The 16,308-nt window shown below is 70.7% G+C and carries 13 protein-coding genes and 1 pseudogene; 7 read left to right on the top strand and 7 right to left on the bottom strand.

The features are described from left to right. Window positions 1-25: 25 nt before the first annotated feature. Window positions 26-427, bottom strand: coding sequence for a peptide-methionine (R)-S-oxide reductase MsrB (msrB, locus tag ACQPXG_RS31070; protein WP_433462685.1), 402 nt, complete (start codon window positions 425-427; stop codon window positions 26-28). A gap of 51 nt (window positions 428-478) precedes the next feature. On the opposite strand from msrB, the gene ACQPXG_RS31065 reads away from it, so the two are divergent. Together ACQPXG_RS31065 and ACQPXG_RS31060 are read left to right on the top strand one after the other, a co-directional pair. Then, window positions 479-1,561 (top strand): DNA polymerase domain-containing protein, encoded by a 1,083-nt coding sequence (locus ACQPXG_RS31065; protein ID WP_433462684.1) that lies wholly within the window; start codon window positions 479-481, stop codon window positions 1,559-1,561. A 68-nt stretch (window positions 1,562-1,629) separates the two neighbouring features. Beyond that, the gene (locus tag ACQPXG_RS31060; protein WP_433462683.1) at window positions 1,630-2,400 is read left to right on the top strand and encodes an MBL fold metallo-hydrolase; all 771 of its coding nucleotides are present in this window, start codon (window positions 1,630-1,632) and stop codon (window positions 2,398-2,400) included. 47 nt (window positions 2,401-2,447) lie between these two features. On the opposite strand, the gene ACQPXG_RS31055 is transcribed toward ACQPXG_RS31060, so the two are convergent. Then, window positions 2,448-4,424: a Xaa-Pro dipeptidyl-peptidase gene (locus ACQPXG_RS31055; RefSeq protein ID WP_433462682.1), complete on the bottom strand. Its 1,977-nt coding sequence runs from the start codon at window positions 4,422-4,424 to the stop codon at window positions 2,448-2,450. A 174-nt stretch (window positions 4,425-4,598) separates the two neighbouring features. Between ACQPXG_RS31055 and ACQPXG_RS31050 the strand changes: the two genes are divergently transcribed. Then, window positions 4,599-4,721 (top strand): hypothetical protein, encoded by a 123-nt coding sequence (locus tag ACQPXG_RS31050; RefSeq protein WP_433462681.1) that lies wholly within the window; start codon window positions 4,599-4,601, stop codon window positions 4,719-4,721. Here ACQPXG_RS31050 and ACQPXG_RS31045 read toward each other — a convergent pair. Together ACQPXG_RS31045 and ACQPXG_RS31040 are read right to left on the bottom strand one after the other, a co-directional pair. Further along, window positions 4,718-5,893: pseudogene (locus ACQPXG_RS31045) on the bottom strand (2-isopropylmalate synthase); the annotation flags it as partial. The gene ACQPXG_RS31050 and the pseudogene ACQPXG_RS31045 overlap by 4 nt on opposite strands. A 15-nt stretch (window positions 5,894-5,908) precedes the next feature. Next, window positions 5,909-7,123 carry an RNA-guided endonuclease InsQ/TnpB family protein gene (locus ACQPXG_RS31040; protein WP_433462680.1) on the bottom strand — a complete coding sequence of 405 codons (1,215 nt, stop codon included), beginning with the start codon at window positions 7,121-7,123 and terminating at the stop codon, window positions 5,909-5,911. A gap of 27 nt (window positions 7,124-7,150) precedes the next feature. Here ACQPXG_RS31040 and ACQPXG_RS31035 point away from each other — a divergent pair, with 27 nt between their 5' ends. Then, window positions 7,151-7,477, top strand: a complete 327-nt coding sequence (locus ACQPXG_RS31035; RefSeq protein ID WP_433462679.1) for an FCD domain-containing protein — start codon at window positions 7,151-7,153, stop codon at window positions 7,475-7,477. On the opposite strand, the gene ACQPXG_RS31030 is transcribed toward ACQPXG_RS31035, so the two are convergent. Beyond that, complete coding sequence (locus tag ACQPXG_RS31030) at window positions 7,460-9,865, bottom strand: HelD family protein (protein WP_433462678.1); 2,406 nt, start codon at window positions 9,863-9,865, stop codon at window positions 7,460-7,462. The genes ACQPXG_RS31035 and ACQPXG_RS31030 overlap by 18 nt on opposite strands. Window positions 9,866-10,084: 219 nt before the next feature. Between ACQPXG_RS31030 and ACQPXG_RS31025 the strand changes: the two genes are divergently transcribed. Continuing rightward, on the top strand, window positions 10,085-11,758 hold the full coding sequence (locus ACQPXG_RS31025) for an alkaline phosphatase D family protein (RefSeq protein WP_433462677.1): 1,674 nt from the start codon (window positions 10,085-10,087) through the stop codon (window positions 11,756-11,758). Window positions 11,759-11,811: 53 nt separating this feature from the next. On the opposite strand, the gene ACQPXG_RS31020 is transcribed toward ACQPXG_RS31025, so the two are convergent. Then, a complete protein-coding gene (locus tag ACQPXG_RS31020; RefSeq protein ID WP_433462676.1) occupies window positions 11,812-12,903 on the bottom strand; it encodes an ATP-dependent DNA ligase in 1,092 nt (363 codons plus the stop codon). A gap of 73 nt (window positions 12,904-12,976) precedes the next feature. On the opposite strand from ACQPXG_RS31020, the gene ACQPXG_RS31015 reads away from it, so the two are divergent. Together ACQPXG_RS31015 and ACQPXG_RS31010 are read left to right on the top strand one after the other, a co-directional pair. Beyond that, the gene (locus tag ACQPXG_RS31015; RefSeq protein ID WP_433462675.1) at window positions 12,977-13,678 is read left to right on the top strand and encodes a dihydrofolate reductase family protein; all 702 of its coding nucleotides are present in this window, start codon (window positions 12,977-12,979) and stop codon (window positions 13,676-13,678) included. Window positions 13,679-13,887: 209 nt separating this feature from the next. Further along, window positions 13,888-14,193, top strand: a complete 306-nt coding sequence (locus ACQPXG_RS31010; RefSeq protein ID WP_433462674.1) for a hypothetical protein — start codon at window positions 13,888-13,890, stop codon at window positions 14,191-14,193. Between the two features lie 3 nt (window positions 14,194-14,196). Here the strand turns inward: ACQPXG_RS31010 and glgX are convergent, their stop codons facing one another. Beyond that, window positions 14,197-16,290 carry a glycogen debranching protein GlgX gene (gene glgX, locus ACQPXG_RS31005; protein ID WP_433462673.1) on the bottom strand — a complete coding sequence of 698 codons (2,094 nt, stop codon included), beginning with the start codon at window positions 16,288-16,290 and terminating at the stop codon, window positions 14,197-14,199. Window positions 16,291-16,308 lie beyond the last annotated feature (18 nt).

The following is a 16,308-nucleotide window of genomic DNA, read 5'->3' as shown; positions in this document are numbered from 1 at the left end:
CGGGGTTGCCTTGCAGGCTTCGGTGTCAGCCGGCGGGTTCGAGCGTGAGCGAGATCGAGTTGATGCAGTAGCGGTCGTCGGTCGGGGTGTCGTAACCCTCGCCGTGGAAGACGTGGCCGAGGTGCGAGTCGCAGACGGCGCACCGCACCTCGGTGCGGACCATGCCGAGCGTGGTGTCCTCGATCAGGACGACGGCGTCGGACTCCGACGGCTCGAAGAACGAAGGCCAGCCGCAGTGGCTCTCGAACTTGGCGCCGGACCGGAACAGCTCCGTCCCGCAGGCGCGGCACCGGTACACGCCGACGGTCCTGGTGTCGGTGTACTCGCCGGTGAAGGGCTTCTCGGTGCCCGCTTCGCGCAGTACGTGGTACTCCTCGGGGCTGAGCCGCGCCCGCCACTCGTCCTCGCTCTTGCGGATCTTCTCCATACTCCCGACGGTACCCGCCACCTTGTCGGACGAGTGGGTTAGCGTGCTGGCATGGCCTCGCCCTTCATCGAGATCCCGGTCGGGGATCGGCTCGTCAAGGTGACCAATCCCGACAAGGTCTACTTTCCGGAGCACGGCTACACCAAGCGACAGCTGGTGGAGTACTACCTGGCCGTGGGGGAGGGGATCCTGCGCGCCACCCGCGACCGGCCGACGACTCTGGAACGCTGGCCGGCCGGCGTCTTCGAGGGCGCCAAGATGGCCACCCGCGAGGACTACGCCCGCGGCCAGGCCGGCATGGGCGCCGGCAAGTCCGACGCGTTCTACCAGAAGCGCATCCCGAAGGGCGCGCCCGACTGGGTGCGGACCGCCCGGATCGCCTTCCCCAGCGGACGTTCCGCCGACGAGGTCTGCCCGACCGAGGTCGCCGTGATCGCCTGGGCGGCGAACCTCGGCACGCTGACGTTCCACCCGTGGCCCGTCCGCAAGGGCGACGTCGATCACCCGGACGAGCTGCGGATCGACCTCGACCCGCAGCCCGGCACCGACTTCTCCGACGCCGTCAGGGTGGCTCTCGGCCCGGCCCGCGACCTGCTGTCGGAGCTGGGCTACACCGGCTACGTGAAGACGTCCGGGAAGGGCGGCGTGCACATCTACGTCCGCATCGAGCCCCGCTGGACGTTCACCGAGGTGCGCCGGGCCGCCCTCGCCTTCGGCCGCGAGGTGGAGCGCCGCGTCCCCGCCGAGGTCACCACGAAATGGTGGAAGGAGGAGCGGGGGGAACAGATCTTCATCGACTTCAACCAGAACGCGCGCGACCGCACGATCGCCTCGGCCTACAGCGTCCGCCCGGCTCCGCACGCCCCCGTCTCCGCCCCGGTGACCTGGGACGAGCTGCCCGACGTCGACCCGCACGACTTCACCATCGCCACCATGCCCGACCGCTTCGCCAAGGTCGGCGATCTCCACGCGTCCATCGACGACGAGTCGTTCTCCCTTGAGGCGCTCCTCGAGATGGCCGACCGCGACGAGGCGGACCACGGCCTCGGCGACATGCCGTACCCCCCGAACTACCCGAAGATGCCCGGCGAGCCCAAACGCGTCCAGCCGAGCAAGGACACCGACAACCACTGATCAGCGGGAATTTCCGCTGCCGCCCGGCGATTACGGCAAGACCACGTGATCGACCTGAAGGCGGCGCGATGTCCTCGCTGAACATCCGGTACCTCGGCGGTCCGAGCGCGATCCTGGAGACCGGCGGCGTGCGGCTCGTCGTCGACCCGACGTTCGACGCGCCCGGCGACTACCCGATCGGTTCCCGGAAGCTGACCAAGACCGCCGAACCCGTCCTCGGCCCGGACGAGATCGGCCCGGTCGACGCGGTGCTCCTCTCCCACGACCAGCACCCGGACAACCTGGACACCGGCGGCCGTGCCTACCTGTCCGGGGTCCCGCTCACCCTGACGACGGAGGCCGGTGCCGGACGCCTCGGCGGCACCGCCCGTGCGCTGCCGAACTGGGAGCACGTCGACCTGCCCCGGCCGGACGGCGGGACGCTCCGGGTCACCGGTGTCCCGGCCCAGCACGGCCCGGACGGCACCGAGCACCTCACGGGCCCGGTCACGGGCTTCGTCCTGTCCGGCGAAGGCCTGCCCAGCACCTATGTGAGCGGCGACAACGCGTCCCTGGACGTGGTCCGTGCCGTCGCCGGGCGGTTCGCCCCGTTCGACGTGGCCGTCCTCTTCGCCGGGGGAGCCCAGACCCCGCTCCTGGGCGACGCCTACCTGACGTTGACCAGTGAGGACGCCGCCGAGGCGGCCACAATCCTGGGCGCCGCCCACATCGTCCCGCTGCACTTCGAAGGCTGGGCGCACTTCTCCCGGGGGCGCGACACGATCCCGCCCGCCTTCGACAAGGCCGCCCTCGCCGACCGCCTCCACCTGCTCGGGCCCGGCGAGAGCATCGAGTTGTGAGACATGCGTGAGGCCCGCCGCATGGGGGCGGCGGGCCTCGGGGCGGGTCAGTAGAGCTTGCGTTCCTGGACGGGCAGGGTGACCTTGGACGGGCCGCGCCAGGTCTCGGCGGGCTGCGGCGGGGCGACCAGGGTGGTCACGTCCTCTTCGGCCGCGACGACCGGGATGCGGAGGGAGCTGCCGCGCAGGTCCACGGTCACCTGGGCGCCGGTCGGCATGTCGAAGTTGTAGTCGGCGTCCGTCCCGGCGAGGACGAGGGCCAGCCGGTGGCCCTTCTTGAGCAGGTACTCCTGGCTGAGCGTCCCCCAGCGGACGTCGTAGTAGCGGCCCGGCTCCAGCGGCGCCGGGCGGCTCAGCGACCGGTCGTTCTGGGCGTCGAGCCAGCCGCGGGCGACCACGTTCACCGGTGAGGTGACCGTCGTGACCTGGGTCTGCTTGTAGCAGGCGTCGTCGGCGGGCGTGCTCTCACCGTGGCAGTCCTCGGTGGTCAGCGTCCGGATGCCGGAGCCTGGGCCGAGGTAGTTCACGCGGGTGTCGTCGCCGTAGTCGACGAGCAGGGCGGTGAGGTTGGCGGTGGGCTTGTCCAGCTTGATCCTCAGGCGGGCGTCCGGGGTTCCGGACAGGCGGCCGGTCTTCGGCAGCGGGGCCGAGACGAACGCGGCCCGGTAGGGCTGGGAAGCCGTCGGGTCGGAGACCATCGCGTCCTCGGGGTGGCCCGCGCCCTGCGGGCCGGCGGCGTCGGTGAACGTGGCGGTCGTGCCCCCGGCGGCCTGCTCCAGGCCCAGCGTGCCGTTCGCGCCGGGGCGGAGGGTGATGGCGCGTGCGCCCGGGGACGGCCAGTCCCGCTGGGTGATCCACTGGTCCGGGCCGACCTCGATGTCGGCGCGCGGCTGCTTCATGACGTCGTTGGGGATCTTCTGCAGCTCGTGGTCGAACCACTTGTGCAGGGTCGCGACCCACGCGTCCCGCCGGGTGTCGAACGGGTCGACGTGGCCGCGCTGCGTCAGCCACACCTTGCGCTGCACGCCGCGCCGCGCGAGGGCGTTCCACCACTCGGCGAAGTTGTCGTCCTTGACGTTCAGGTCGTTGACGCCGTGGGCCGCGAAGATGCTCGCGCGGACGCGGGACGCGCGGGCGATCGTCCCGTCCCGGTAGTCGGCGGTCTTCCAGTACGCGTTGTAGTTGCCGGTCGCGTCGTCCTCGCCCCGGTCGAGCCCGGCGTTCACGGCGGCGCACTTCGCGGGCGGGTCGGTGTCGACGTAGTCGGCGAGCCAGGGCTGCTCGTCGTCGGTGTACTTCACGCCGTTCATCCGGCTGTAGTCGTACCAGCTGCTGATCGCCGAGATCGGGACGATCGTCTCCAGCCCCTCGACGCCGGTCGCGGCGACGCCGTTGGCGAGCGTCCCGTCGTACGACTTGCCGATCATGCCGGTGCGGCCGGTCGTCCAGGTCGCCTTCGCCGGGCTCCCGTCCGGCCGGTACGCCTTGGCGCGCCCGTTGAGCCAGTCCACCACGGCCTTGCCGCCGAGGACGTCCGTCGGCCCGCCGCTGACCGGGCAGCCGTCCGAGCGGGTCGTCCCCACCATGTCCACGGCGAGGAACGCGTACCCGCGCGGGACGAAGTAGTTGTCGTAGAACAGCGGGAACTTCACAGGGTTCCCGTTGGCGTCGTAGGTCTTGAGCTCGCTCTCGTTGCCGCGCCCCGCGTTGTCGTAGTACGGGCTCTCATCCATGATCACCGGCACCTTGAGACCGTGGTCGGTCTCCTTGGGCCGGATGATGTCGACGTTGACGCGGTCCTTCTTGCCGTCTCCGTCGCTGTCCACGCCGGACTCGACGTAGACGTGCTCGCGGATCGCGTCCTTGTAGGAGAAGGCGGGCTGGGTCACGCCGTCCTTCACCACGATCTTGGGGGACGGCTGGGCCAGCGCCGTCGCGCCGCCGCCCGCGCCGGTGAGCGCCGCGCCGGTCAGCACGGCCACCGTCATCGTCCGCCGGGTTCGTCTCAGGGGTCGCCTGGCCAACCCGCACCTCCGGGAATGAAAATGATCTCCGACGGGGCACAGGTTCCTCGCCCCGCGACGGCGGGTAAAGGGCGGCGCACGACGAACTCGGGCCGGTTTTGGTCACCTCCTGCCCTTGCGGGCAACGGTCGATCCGTATCCCGGTTCTCGGTCCGGCCGTGAAGGAGGGCGGGGATGCCCGGCCTCTTCGCCGGGCATCCCCGCAGCAGCCACTCGGCGGACGGGCGCCGGGAGATGACGTTCCGCATCCCTGGGACCGGCCTGTCCTGGCGGCGCCCCCTGCGGCGGCGCCGCTAAACGGTCTTCGTGCGGTTCACCGCCGACAGGACGGCCTGGACCGATGCGGTGAGCACCGACGTGTCGTGGCCGGCGCCCCAGGACGTGACGCCGTCGACGCGGCACTCGGCGTAGGCGGCGGCCCTGGCGTCGGGGCCGGCCTCGGTCGAATGCTCGGCGTACTGCAGGACGTCCACCTTCATCCCGGCGGCCGCCAGGGCGCCGGTGAGGGCGTCCAGCGGGCCGTTCCCCGAACCGGTGTACTCGCGCTCACTCCCGCCGACGCGGATGACGCCGGTGAAGTCGTGCCGCGCCGGACCTGTCTCCTGTGGGGGGCGACCCCCCACACCCCCCGGAAGAGCACCGGTGTGCGACGTCCGCCACCCGGCGAGCATCACCGGGCCGCCGTCGGACCGGTCCAGGTACTCGGCGCGGAACAGGTCCCAGAGCTCGGCCGCCGTGATCTCCTCGCCGCTGCCGTCCGTCGCCCGCTGGACGACCTGGGAGAACTCGATCTGCAGGCGGCGCGGGAGGTCCAGGCCATACTCCGTCTTCAGGAGATAGGAGATCCCGCCCTTCCCGGACTGGCTGTTGACGCGGATGACGGCCTCGTAGCCGCGGCCCACGTCGGCCGGATCGATCGGCAGGTACGGGACGTCCCACGGCAGTTCCTCCGGAGGCACGCCCCTCTCCTCGGCGCGCCGCGCGTGGAGGGCCATGCCCTTGCCGATGGCGTCTTGGTGCGTCCCGGAGAAGGCCGTGTACACCAGGTCGCCGCCGTACGGGTGCCGCTCGTGGACGGGCAGCCGGTTGCAGTACTCGACCGTCCGGCGGATCTCGTCGATGTCGGAGAAGTCGATCCGCGGGTCGACGCCCTGGGCGTGCAGGTTCATCGCCAGCGTGACCAGGTCGACGTTGCCCGTCCGCTCGCCGTTGCCGAACAGGCAGCCCTCGACCCGCTGCGCGCCCGCCAGCAGCGCCAGCTCCGCGCAGGCCACGCCCGTCCCGCGGTCGTTGTGCGGGTGGACGGACAGGACGACCGCGTCGCGCCGAGCCAGGTGGCGGTGCATGTACTCGATCTGGTCGGCGTACACGTTCGGCGTGGCGATCTCGACCGTGACCGGCAGGTTCAGGATCACCGGACGGTCGGGGGAGGCGTCCCAGAGCCCGGTGACCGCGTCGCACACCTCCATCGGGCTCGGTGACGGTCAACTACCCGGCCCCGAGGGCGGGTTTGCGGCTCGTGACTGTCCCTTACCTGGGGGCGGTGACACGGCCGCATTGGGCGTGTTGACGAACGCCCATGCCGTGCGTGCGCGTCTGGTGACGTTCACGGCGGCGATGTGGTCGGCCGGGCCAGCGAGCCCGCAGACCATGCAGGTGAAGTCGTCCCGGGTGGGACGGTTCTTGCGGCAGACGTGCCCGCAACGCGGGCACGTCTGCGAGGTGTAGGCGGCATCCACTTCCAGTACCGGCACGCCCGCACGCTGAGCCTTGTAGGCGATAAAGGCGCCGAGCTGGTGGAAAGGCCAGGACGAAAGGGTGGCCCGCTGGTGCCGCTTGAGCCGTACCCGGTCGCGGATGCCCTGGAGGTCTTCCAGAGCGATGCCGCGTCCGGTGCGTTGGGCATCGGCCACCACCGTCTTGGCGATCGAATGATTGACGTGCGCGGCGTGCCGCCGCTCGCGGCGTGCACGCCGCTTGAGCCTGCGTTTTGCAGACTTGGTGCCCTTGGCCTGCAGTTCGGCACGGACCCGCGCCATGCGCCGCCGATACCGCTGCAGACCGCTGCCCTGGTGATTGTCACCGTCGGACGTGGTGGCCAGATTGGCGATACCTCGATCCACCCCGATCCAGTCGCGCGGGCAGGTGTTCAGCGGGGTCTCGAGGACTTCGCAGGTGGCGATCAGGAACCACTTGCCATCCCGGTGCACCAGGTCCGACTCGCCTCTGCGGTACTCGGCGAGTGTCTTGAGCTGGGACGGCTTGCCGGTAAAAGCGACGCTCTTCAACCGGCCGCGGGTGGTCCAGATTGACACCGTTCGAGCGTCCATCTGCCACGACAGGCACCGGTCATCGAACGGGTGCGCAGCCTCCGCACGGAAGGTGATCGGCCTACTCTCAGCCTTGGCTCGGCGGGCCGACCCCGCTCGACCAAGCAACCCGGTCTGGACATGGGTGTGGAGGGTCCTGTAGGCGTCGGCGGTCTTACGGATCACATGCAATGCCGGCTGCGCTGACAGCCCTCGCGCTCTCAGTTCCAAGTAGAGGAGTTTCTGCAAGCCGGCGCGGGTGAAGACCCGCTGCTTGAACGCCACCTGCGATACCCAGTCAGCGGCGCTGTTGCAAGTGCGCAGGGTCTCAGCCAGAGCCGCCGCCTGCTCGGGCGTCGGGACCAATTTCACCTGCACCGTCAGCTTCACAAGGTGTGATGATTGCATATACCCAGGGTGATCGCAGCTAAAGCCGGGATTTGCGGTGCCCGGCGCTGCGGCGGTGCGTTCATCGACGCCGACATCGCCCTGCACACCGCCGTCATCGCCGCCGCGCACAACCCGGTCCTTGCCGACCTCTTCGCCGGGTTCGTCCCGGTCCTGCGCGACGGCCTCCTCGACCTCGTCACCCTGGTGGACGTCCGCGAGTCCGACACCGCCCACGGCCGGGACGCCCATGCCGCCCTGGTGGAGGCGATCCGCGCCGGCGACCCCGCGGCCGCCGGCCGGATCATCGAGACCGAGCTCCACCTGACCCTGGCGGCCCTACTCCAGGGCCGATAGGAGGGGCGGGAGGTCGTTGTCGTGGACGATCGTCAGACGGCGGGTCGCTCGGGTCAGCGCCACGTAGAGATCTTGGCCGCCCTTCGGGGACTCGGTGAGGACGCCGGACGGGTCGACGACGATGACGGAGTCGAACTCCAGGCCCTTGGCCTCCTCCGCGGTGAGGACGACGGTGGGGGAGTCGAGGGCCTCCGGGGTGGCGCCCACGGCGGCGTCCGGGAGGGCGTCCAGGACGGCGGTGCGGCGGGCTCCGGAGGTGATGACGGCGAGGCGGCCCTCCTTGAACGCGCCGCCGATGTCGTCGTCGCCCGCGATGCGGGACAGCTCCGAGCCGACGAGCGACGGCAGTTCGGCCACCGGCAGCGCCATCGCGGCAGGGGGCGGGCCGTCGTCGCGGACGGGTTCGGGCGGGGTCTCGCCCGGGGCGACGGCGGCGAGGACGTCGGCGGCGACCCGCATGATGGCGGCCGGGGTGCGGTAGTTGACGAGGAGGCGCTGCTCACGCCAGCGGCCCGGGACGTAGCGGTCGAGCATCTGGCCCCATGACGCGGCGCCCGCCGCGTTGCCGGTCTGGGCGATGTCGCCGACGACGGTGAGCGAGCGGGTCGGGACGCGGCGCATCACCGTGCGCCAGGCCATCTCGGAGAGTTCCTGCGCCTCGTCCACGATGACGTGGCCGTACGCCCATTCGCGGTCGGCCTTGGCGCGCTGGGCGGTGGTGAGGAACGGGCCGTCGTCGTTGTGGCGGTCGGCGAGGGCGCCGGCGGAGATCACGTCGGCCGCGGAAAGCAGGTTCGTGGTGCCGGCGGCCTCGATGACCTCCTGGGCGTAGCGCTCCTCCTCGGCACGGGCGGCGTCGGCGGCGCGCTTCCGGGCCTTGTCGGCGGAGTCGTCCTTGCCGAGGTGTTCGGCGGCCTCGTCGAGGAGGGGAACGTCCGAGACCGTCCAAGGGGAGCCGGGCGGGCGCTGCAGGAGCGTGCAGTCGGGAAGGCCCACCTGGGCGCCGAGGCGGGCGAGGGTCTCGGGGGAGTCGTAGAGGTCGGTGAGCAACCGCTGCGGTGTCAGTTTGGGCCAGAGCTTGTTCAGGGCCTGCCGGACGGCAGGGTCCTGCCAGAGGGCTTCCTTGGCCAGGCGGAGGTCCGTCTCGTCCAGGAGGGGTTCGTCTTCGGCCTCGTCGATGAGTTCCTGGATCCATTCGGGGAGCCCGCCGGATTTGGCCATCTCCTCCAAAGGCTCGTCCATGATGCGCTCGTACTGCTCGGCCCGGTTGACGGCGAGGGCCTCCAGCATGTCGTGGACGAAGCGGCGCCGCTGAACGTTGTGGGGGAGGCGCAGGCCACGGGCATGGTCGCGGATCTGCTCGCACTTTTCGGCGTCCACGACGAGAGTGAGGCCCTCCACGTCGAGATGGAGGCCGCCCGAAGGCACGCGCTGCCGGTCGTGAACGGCCGCTAGCACGAGGTCCGCCATGCGGTGGTCACCCTTGATGACGGCGACCGCGGGCGTTTCAGTGGCCGTCGCCTTGACGCCCGGATACAGTTCGCCGACCGTGGCCAGGGCGACATCGGTCTCGCCGAGACCCGGAAGGACCTGCTCGATGTAGCGGAGGAACGTGGCGTTGGGGCCGACGACGAGGACCCCGCGGCGTTCGAGGACGTCCCGGTGCGTGTACAGGAGGTACGCGGCCCGGTGCAGCGCGGCGACCGTCTTGCCGGTGCCGGGCCCGCCCTGGACGACCAGCACACCGTGCAGCCCCGAGCGGATCACTTGGTCCTGCTCCTCCTGGATGGTCGCGACCACGTCGCTCATCCGGCCCGTCCGGCGGCGGCGGAGGGTGGCGAGGAGGGCGGCCTCGCCCACGACGCCGCCGCGCTCCGACTCCTCCAGACCCTCCAGGTCGAACACCTCGTCGTCCAGCCGGACGACCTCGCGGTGGCGCAGGTGCAGGTGGCGGCGGCGCGCGAGCGTGCCGGGGGCGCCCGGCGTCGCGGTGTAGAACGGGCGGGCCGCCGCGGCGCGCCAGTCGATCAGGACGGGTTCGTGCTCCGCGTCGCGGAGGCCGATCCGGCCGATGTAGAACGTGTCGCCGGGGCCGTCGGCGTCGGCGCGGTGATCGATCCGGCCGAAGCACAGGCCCTGCTCGACGCCGCCGAGCCGGGCGAGCCGGCGGGCGGCCTCGTCGGTGGCGACGGCGCTCTCCAGCCGTGCCTGGAACGCGGCCCCGCCGCCCGCCGCCGGGCCCTGGCGCAGCGCGGACTCGGCGCTCTCCCGCTCGGCGTCGAGCAGCGCGTACACGCGGGACACGTATTCCTGCTCGGTGCGCACGGCGGCCTGCCGCGATTTTTCTTCCCGTTCCGGGTTGACAGCGTCGGCTTGACGGAGTCCCATGCCTCGGCTACACTCCTATTCATAGGATGGAGCTATTTGTGCGCAAGTCGCGATCTGCAAGCTTACCATCCTTCCTCCCGCGCCGCATGATCTTCTAGCGCCGCCCAAAAGATCGTCTTTGTTGTGGCGGGCGTCATCCGCGCGGTGCCCCGAGGTCACCGATCTTCGTGAGGCTGTCCGGCGATCGCTGTCGGACCCCCTCCGAAAGGTCGCTCCTCCATGGCCGACTTCGCCCGCCCGCTGAACCGGCGCACCTTCCTGGTCACCAGCGGACTCGCCACCGCCGTCGCCATCGCCCCCGGAACCGCCGCCAACGCGGCCCTTCGCACCCGTGCCCTCCCCGGCGACCCGTTCACGCTCGGCGTCGCCTCCGGTGATCCCGGCCCGGACGGATTCGTCCTCTGGACCCGGCTGGCCCTCGACCCCCACGCCGAGGACGGCCTCGGCGGCATGCCGGCCCGCACGATCCCGGTGCGCTGGGAGGTCTCGTCCGACCAGCGGTTCCGCCGCGTCGAACGCCACGGCGTCGCCGCCGCCCGGCCCCAGTCCGCCCACTCCGTCCACGTCGAGCTGAGCGGGCTGCGCCCGGGACGCGACTACTGGTACCGCTTCCGCGTCGACGACCACGTCTCCCCGGTGGGGCGGACCCGCACCGCCCCGCACCCCGCCACCTTCGGCCCCGCCCTCGCCATGGCCTTCGTGTCGTGCTCCCAGTTCGAGCACGGCTACTTCACCGCGTACCGGCGGCTCGCCGAGGAGCACCCGGATCTGATCCTGCACCTGGGCGACTACCAGTACGAGTACAAGAAAGGCGTCTACACCATCCCGGGCGGCAACGTCCGTGACCACGAGGGCCCCGAGACCGTCACGCTCGCGGACTACCGGCTGCGGCACGCCCAGTACAAGGCCGACCGTGACCTGCAGGCCGCGCACGAGGCCGCGCCGTGGCTCGTCGTGTTCGACGACCACGAGGTCGAGAACAACTGGGCCGGCTACATCCCCGAGGCGGGCTCGGACACACCCTCCTACGAGGAGTTCCGCGCCCGGCGCGCCGCCGCCTTCCAGGCGTACTACGAGAACATGCCGCTGCGCCGCCGGTCCATCCCGAAGGGACCCGACATCCAGGCCTACCGGCGCGTGCAGTGGGGCCGGCTCGCCAATTTCCACATGCTGGACACCCGCCAGTTCCGGGACGACCAGGGCTGCGGCGACGGCTACAAGGACTGCCCCGAGGCCACCGACCCGAAGCGCTCCATCACCGGCAACGAGCAGGAGAAGTGGCTGCTCGACGGCTTCCGCCGCTCCACCGCCCGCTGGGACGTCATCGGCCAGCAGGTGTTCTTCGCCCAGCGCGACAACACCGACGGGCCCGTCAAGAAGACCTCCATGGACGCCTGGGACGGCTACGCCGCGTCCCGGGACCGGATCACCAAGGGCTGGCTGGACGCCAAGGTCCGCAACCCGGTCGTGCTCACCGGTGACGTGCACGCCCACTGGGCCAGCGACCTCAAGGCCGACTACGACGACCCGAACTCCAGGACCGTCGGCTCCGAGCTCGTGTGCACGTCCATCACCAGCACCGGCGACGGCACGGACTCCGACCCCGCCGCCCAGCCCTTCCTCAAGATCAACCCGCATCTGCGCTTCTACAACAACCAGCGCGGCTACGTGCTGACGAAGATCGGCAAGGAGGAGCTGAAGGCCGACTTCAAGACGCTCCCGACCGTCCGGACGCCGGGCGCCGCGATCTCCACCAAGGCGACGTTCGTCGTAGAGGACCGCGTCCCCGGCGTCCACCAGACCTACCTGCGCCCCTACGTGTCGCCGAAGCTGGCCGCCGAGTCGGAGCGGCAGCTGATCCAGCAGACCATCGACAACGAGACCCAGCCCTGACGCCGCGCGGCCGGGACGCGCCGCACGCGTCCCGGCCCACGGCCCGCGGGTCCTCAGCGGTCGACGCGCGGATTCGTCGCCGGGCCGCTGAAAATATCGTCGAGGTCGTAGGCGACAGGCACCTCTAGCTGTTCGTAGGTGCAGGAATCGGGTGTCCGGTCGGGGCGCCAGTTGCGGAAGCGGGCGGTGTGCCGGAACCGGTCGCCCTCCATGGCCTCGTACGCCACCTCGACGACCAGGTCGGGGCGCAGCGGCACCCAGCTGAGGTCCTTCTTGCCGGTCCACCGGGAGATGGCGCCCGGCATGCGGTCGACGGTCGCCTCCGTCTGGTTCGCCCATTCCGCCCACGGATGCTCGGAGAGATCCTCCAGCCGGTACGGCTGCAGCTCCTCGACCAGCTCGGCACGGCGCTTCATCGTGAACGAGGCCGCGACGCCGACGTGCTGGAGGTGCCCATCGGTGTTGAAGAGGCCGAGAAGCAGCGACCCCACGATCGGGCCGGACTTGTGCCAGCGGAAGCCCGCCACCACGCAGTCGGCCGTCCGCTCGTGCTTGACCTTGAACAGCACCCGCTTGTCGGGCTGGTACGGGGTGTCCCGCGGCTTGGCGATGACGCCGTCCAGCCCGGCGCCCTCGAACTCGTCGAACCAGCGCAGCGCCAGGTCGTAGGAGTCGGACGCCGGCGTGACGTGGACCGGCGCCTTCACCCCGGACAGGGTCTCGGTGAGCCGCCGCCGCCGCTCGCCGAGCGGCACCTCCATCAGCGACTCGTCGCCGAGGGCGAGCAGGTCGAACGCCACGAACGAGGCCGGGGTCTGCTCCGACAGCAGCTTGATCCGCGACGCGGCGGGATGGATGCGCTGCTGCAGGGTGTCGAAGTCCAGGCGCGTCCCCTTCGGCAGCACGATCTCGCCGTCCACCACGCAGCGCGCGGGCAGCTCACGCCTGACCGCCTCGACCAGCTCGGGGAAGTAGCGGGTGAGCGGCTTCTCACCGCGGCTGGACAACTCCACCTCGTCGCCGTCGCGGAAGACGATGCAGCGGAAGCCGTCCCATTTCGGCTCGTACAGCAGGTCGCCCTTGGGCATGGTCTTGACCGCCTTGGCCAGCATCGGCGGCAGCGGCGGGCTGATCGGCAGATCCATCCCCCCATCTTGCGCCCCGGCACCGACAAAGGACATCACGGGCGGGGAAAGGGGGTTCGATAATGTGCAGGTCATGCGCCGCCTGCTGCCCGAGCCCGCCGCCGGCGGCGTCGACCCGTACGACGCCTACGGCGACCAGCCCGGGCTCAGGCTGGGCATGGTCATGAGCGTGGACGGCTCGGTCACCGACGCCGAGGGCTGGACGGACGGCCTCGGCGGCGCCGCCGACTTCCGCGTCTTCCGCACCCTCCGGGCGTTGACCGACGCGATCCTCGTCGGCGCCGGAACCGTCCGTACAGGGCGCCTCGGCCCGGCCCGCCTTGGCGACGATCTGCGCGCGCGCCGCGGCAGGCCCCCGGCGCCCATCGTCGTCGTGAGCCGTTCCCTCGACCTCGACTGGACGCTCCCGCTGTTCACCGGCGCCGAGACACCCACCATCGTGGTGACGTCACGGGACGTCCGGCAGAAGGTGCCGCCCCACATCCAGGTCGTCGCAGAAGGCGAAGGCGACGTCGATCTGAACGAGGCCGTCAGAACGCTCCGCGAGGACCTCGGGTACGAGCATCTTCTCTGCGAGGGCGGCCCATCCCTGGCGACCGCGCTCATCAGGGCGTCCCTGGTGGACGAACTCTGCCTCAACATCGCCCCGGCACTCTCCGGTGGCCCGCGTCACACCCGTCTCTTGGGCGACCTCGACGCCGAGGTGCCGCTCGACCCCACCGCCCTTTATCTGGACGAGGGCGTGCTGTTCGCCCGTTACCGGGCGCGGATCTGACCGTCCGAGTGACCGGCCGTACATCAATCTGTACGAATCCGTCATGCCGGGAGCGTTGGGGGGCGACACTATGCGGCGGGGACGGGGATGAGATTCTCACGAAAGGAGCGGGGGTGGAGTTCGCCGCATTGGGGGCGTGGATCCTCGCCGCCTTAGCGGGCGGTTATCTACTGATCATTTGGATGGCCAACGGGGGAGCCTCGACGAAGGTGACACGGTTCCCGATCCTGGTCGTGGTGGGGCATCCCCTCGCGGCCGTCGCGGGCCTGGCCGTCTGGATCGCCTACCTGGTCAACGGGGCCGCCGCGTACGCCTGGGTCGCGTTCGCGGCCCTGCTGATCGTCATCCTGCAGGGCTTCCTGCTGTTCACCCGCTGGCTCGTCGGACGCGGCGGGCGGCACGCCCGGGGCGCCGAGCAGGCGTTCCCCGCCACGGCGGTCGCCGTCCACGGGACGGTCGCGGTCACCACGCTGGTCCTGGTGTTCCTGACCGCGATGGAGGTCACCCGCGCGTGACGGTCACGAGCCCCTCTTCAGGACGAGGAGCGCGCGGCCGGTGACCCGGACGACGTCGCGGGCCTTGACGCGGGGACGTTCGCCGGCCGTGCCGGGCTCGGCGGTGTCGAGGGTGAACTCCCAGCGTTCGCCGTACTCGGCGCCGGGCAGCGTGAACTCGACCGGCTCGGACCCGGCGTTGATCAGCAGGAGGAACGAGTCGTCCCGGACGCGGCGGCCCCGCGGGTCGGGCTCGGTGATGGCGTCGCCGTTGAGGAACACGCCGAGCGACTTGGCGAACCCGACGTTCCAGTCCTGGTCGGTCATGGTCTCGCCGGCCGGGGTGAGCCAGGCGATGTCGGCGGCGGCGCCGGTGCCCGTCCCTGTGAAGAAGCGGCGGCGGCGGAACACCGGGTGGTCGCGCCGCAGCCGGGACAGGATGCGGACGAACTCCATGTCGTCCGAGTCCTCCCAGCGGACCCAGGCGATCTCGTTGTCCTGGCAGTAGGCGTTGTTGTTGCCCTGCTGCGTGCGGCCCAGCTCATCCCCGTGGGAGAGCATCGGCACGCCCTGCGAGAGGAACAGCGTGGCGAGGAAGTTGCGGCGCTGCCGGGCGCGCAGCTCCAGGACGGCGGGGTCGCGGGTGGGGCCTTCCACTCCGCAGTTCCAGGACCGGTTGTCGTCCGTCCCGTCCCGGTTGTTCTCGCCGTTGGCCTCGTTGTGCTTGTGGTGGTAGGAGACGAGGTCGGTCAGCGTGAACCCGTCGTGGCACGTGACGAAGTTGATGGACGCGAACGGGCGCCGCGCGCTGTGCTCGTACAGGTCGGACGAGCCGGTCAGCCGGGACGCGAACTCCGGCATGGTCGCGTACGAGCCGCGCCAGAAGTCGCGGACGGTGTCGCGGTACTTGCCGTTCCACTCCGTCCACAGCGGCGGGAAGTTGCCGACCTGGTAGCCGCCCTCGCCCACGTCCCACGGCTCGGCGATGAGCTTCACCTGGGAGACGACCGGGTCCTGCTGGACCAGGTCGAAGAACGCGGCCAGCCGGTCGACGTCGTGCAGCTCACGGGCGAGCGCCGAGGCGAGGTCGAAGCGGAACCCGTCCACGTGCATCTCCAGGATCCAGTAGCGCAGCGAGTCCATGATGAGCTGCAGCGCGTGTGGGTTCCGGACGTTCAGCGAGTTGCCGCAGCCGGTGTAGTCGAGGTGGTAGCGCTTGTCGTCGTCCCTCAGCCTGTAGTACGAGGCGTTGTCGATCCCGCGGAACGACAGCGTCGGGCCCAGGTGGTCGCCTTCCGCGGTGTGGTTGTAGACGACGTCCAGGATGACCTCGATGCCCGCCTCGTGCAGCGCGCGGACCATCGCCTTGAACTCCAGCACCTGCTCGCCGTACTGCCCGGACGAGCTGTAGGCGTTGTGCGGCGCGAAGAACCCGATCGTGTTGTAGCCCCAGTAGTTGTCGAGGCCCCGCGCCACCAGCGCGTGCTCGGGGACCGACTGGTGCACCGGCATCAGCTCGACGGCCGTCACGCCGAGGTCCAGCAGATGGTCGATCATGACCGGATGCGCGATGCCCGCGTACGTCCCGCGCTGCTCCTCCGGGATGCCGGGGTGCAGCTTCGTCAGGCCCTTGACGTGCGCCTCGTAGATGACGCTCTCGTGGTAGGGGACGCGCGGCGGCCGGTCGTCCGCCCAGTCGAAGAACGGATTCACCACGACGTTCTTCGGCATGTAGGGGGCGCTGTCGTCCTCGTTCAGGGCGTCGGGGTCGGCGAACCGGTAGGAGAACAGCGACTCGTGCCAGCGGACATCGCCCTCCACCGCCTTGCCGTAGGGGTCGAGCAGCAGCTTGGACGGGTTGCAGCGGTGCCCCTCGCGCGGGTCGAACGGCCCGTGCACCCGGTAGCCGTACCGCTGGCCGGGGCCGACGCCGGGCAGGTAGCCGTGCCAGACGAACCCGTCCACCTCGGGCAGCTCGCGCCGCGTCTCGCGCCCGCGGTCGTCGAACAGGCACAGCTCGACCCGCCGGGCGACCTCCGAGAACAGCGCGAAGTTCGTGCCCGTGCCGTCCCAGGTGGCGCCCAGCGGATAGGGATCCCCGGGCCAAACCTCCCGCATGCTCTCCACCCCTCGGCC

Origin of the sequence: Spirillospora sp. CA-128828 (genome assembly GCF_050945415.1) — a bacterium.
Taxonomy (GTDB): domain Bacteria; phylum Actinomycetota; class Actinomycetes; order Streptosporangiales; family Streptosporangiaceae; genus Spirillospora.
The sequence above is the reverse complement of the archived record's forward strand: the minus strand, read 5'-3'. Positions and strand labels throughout refer to the sequence as shown.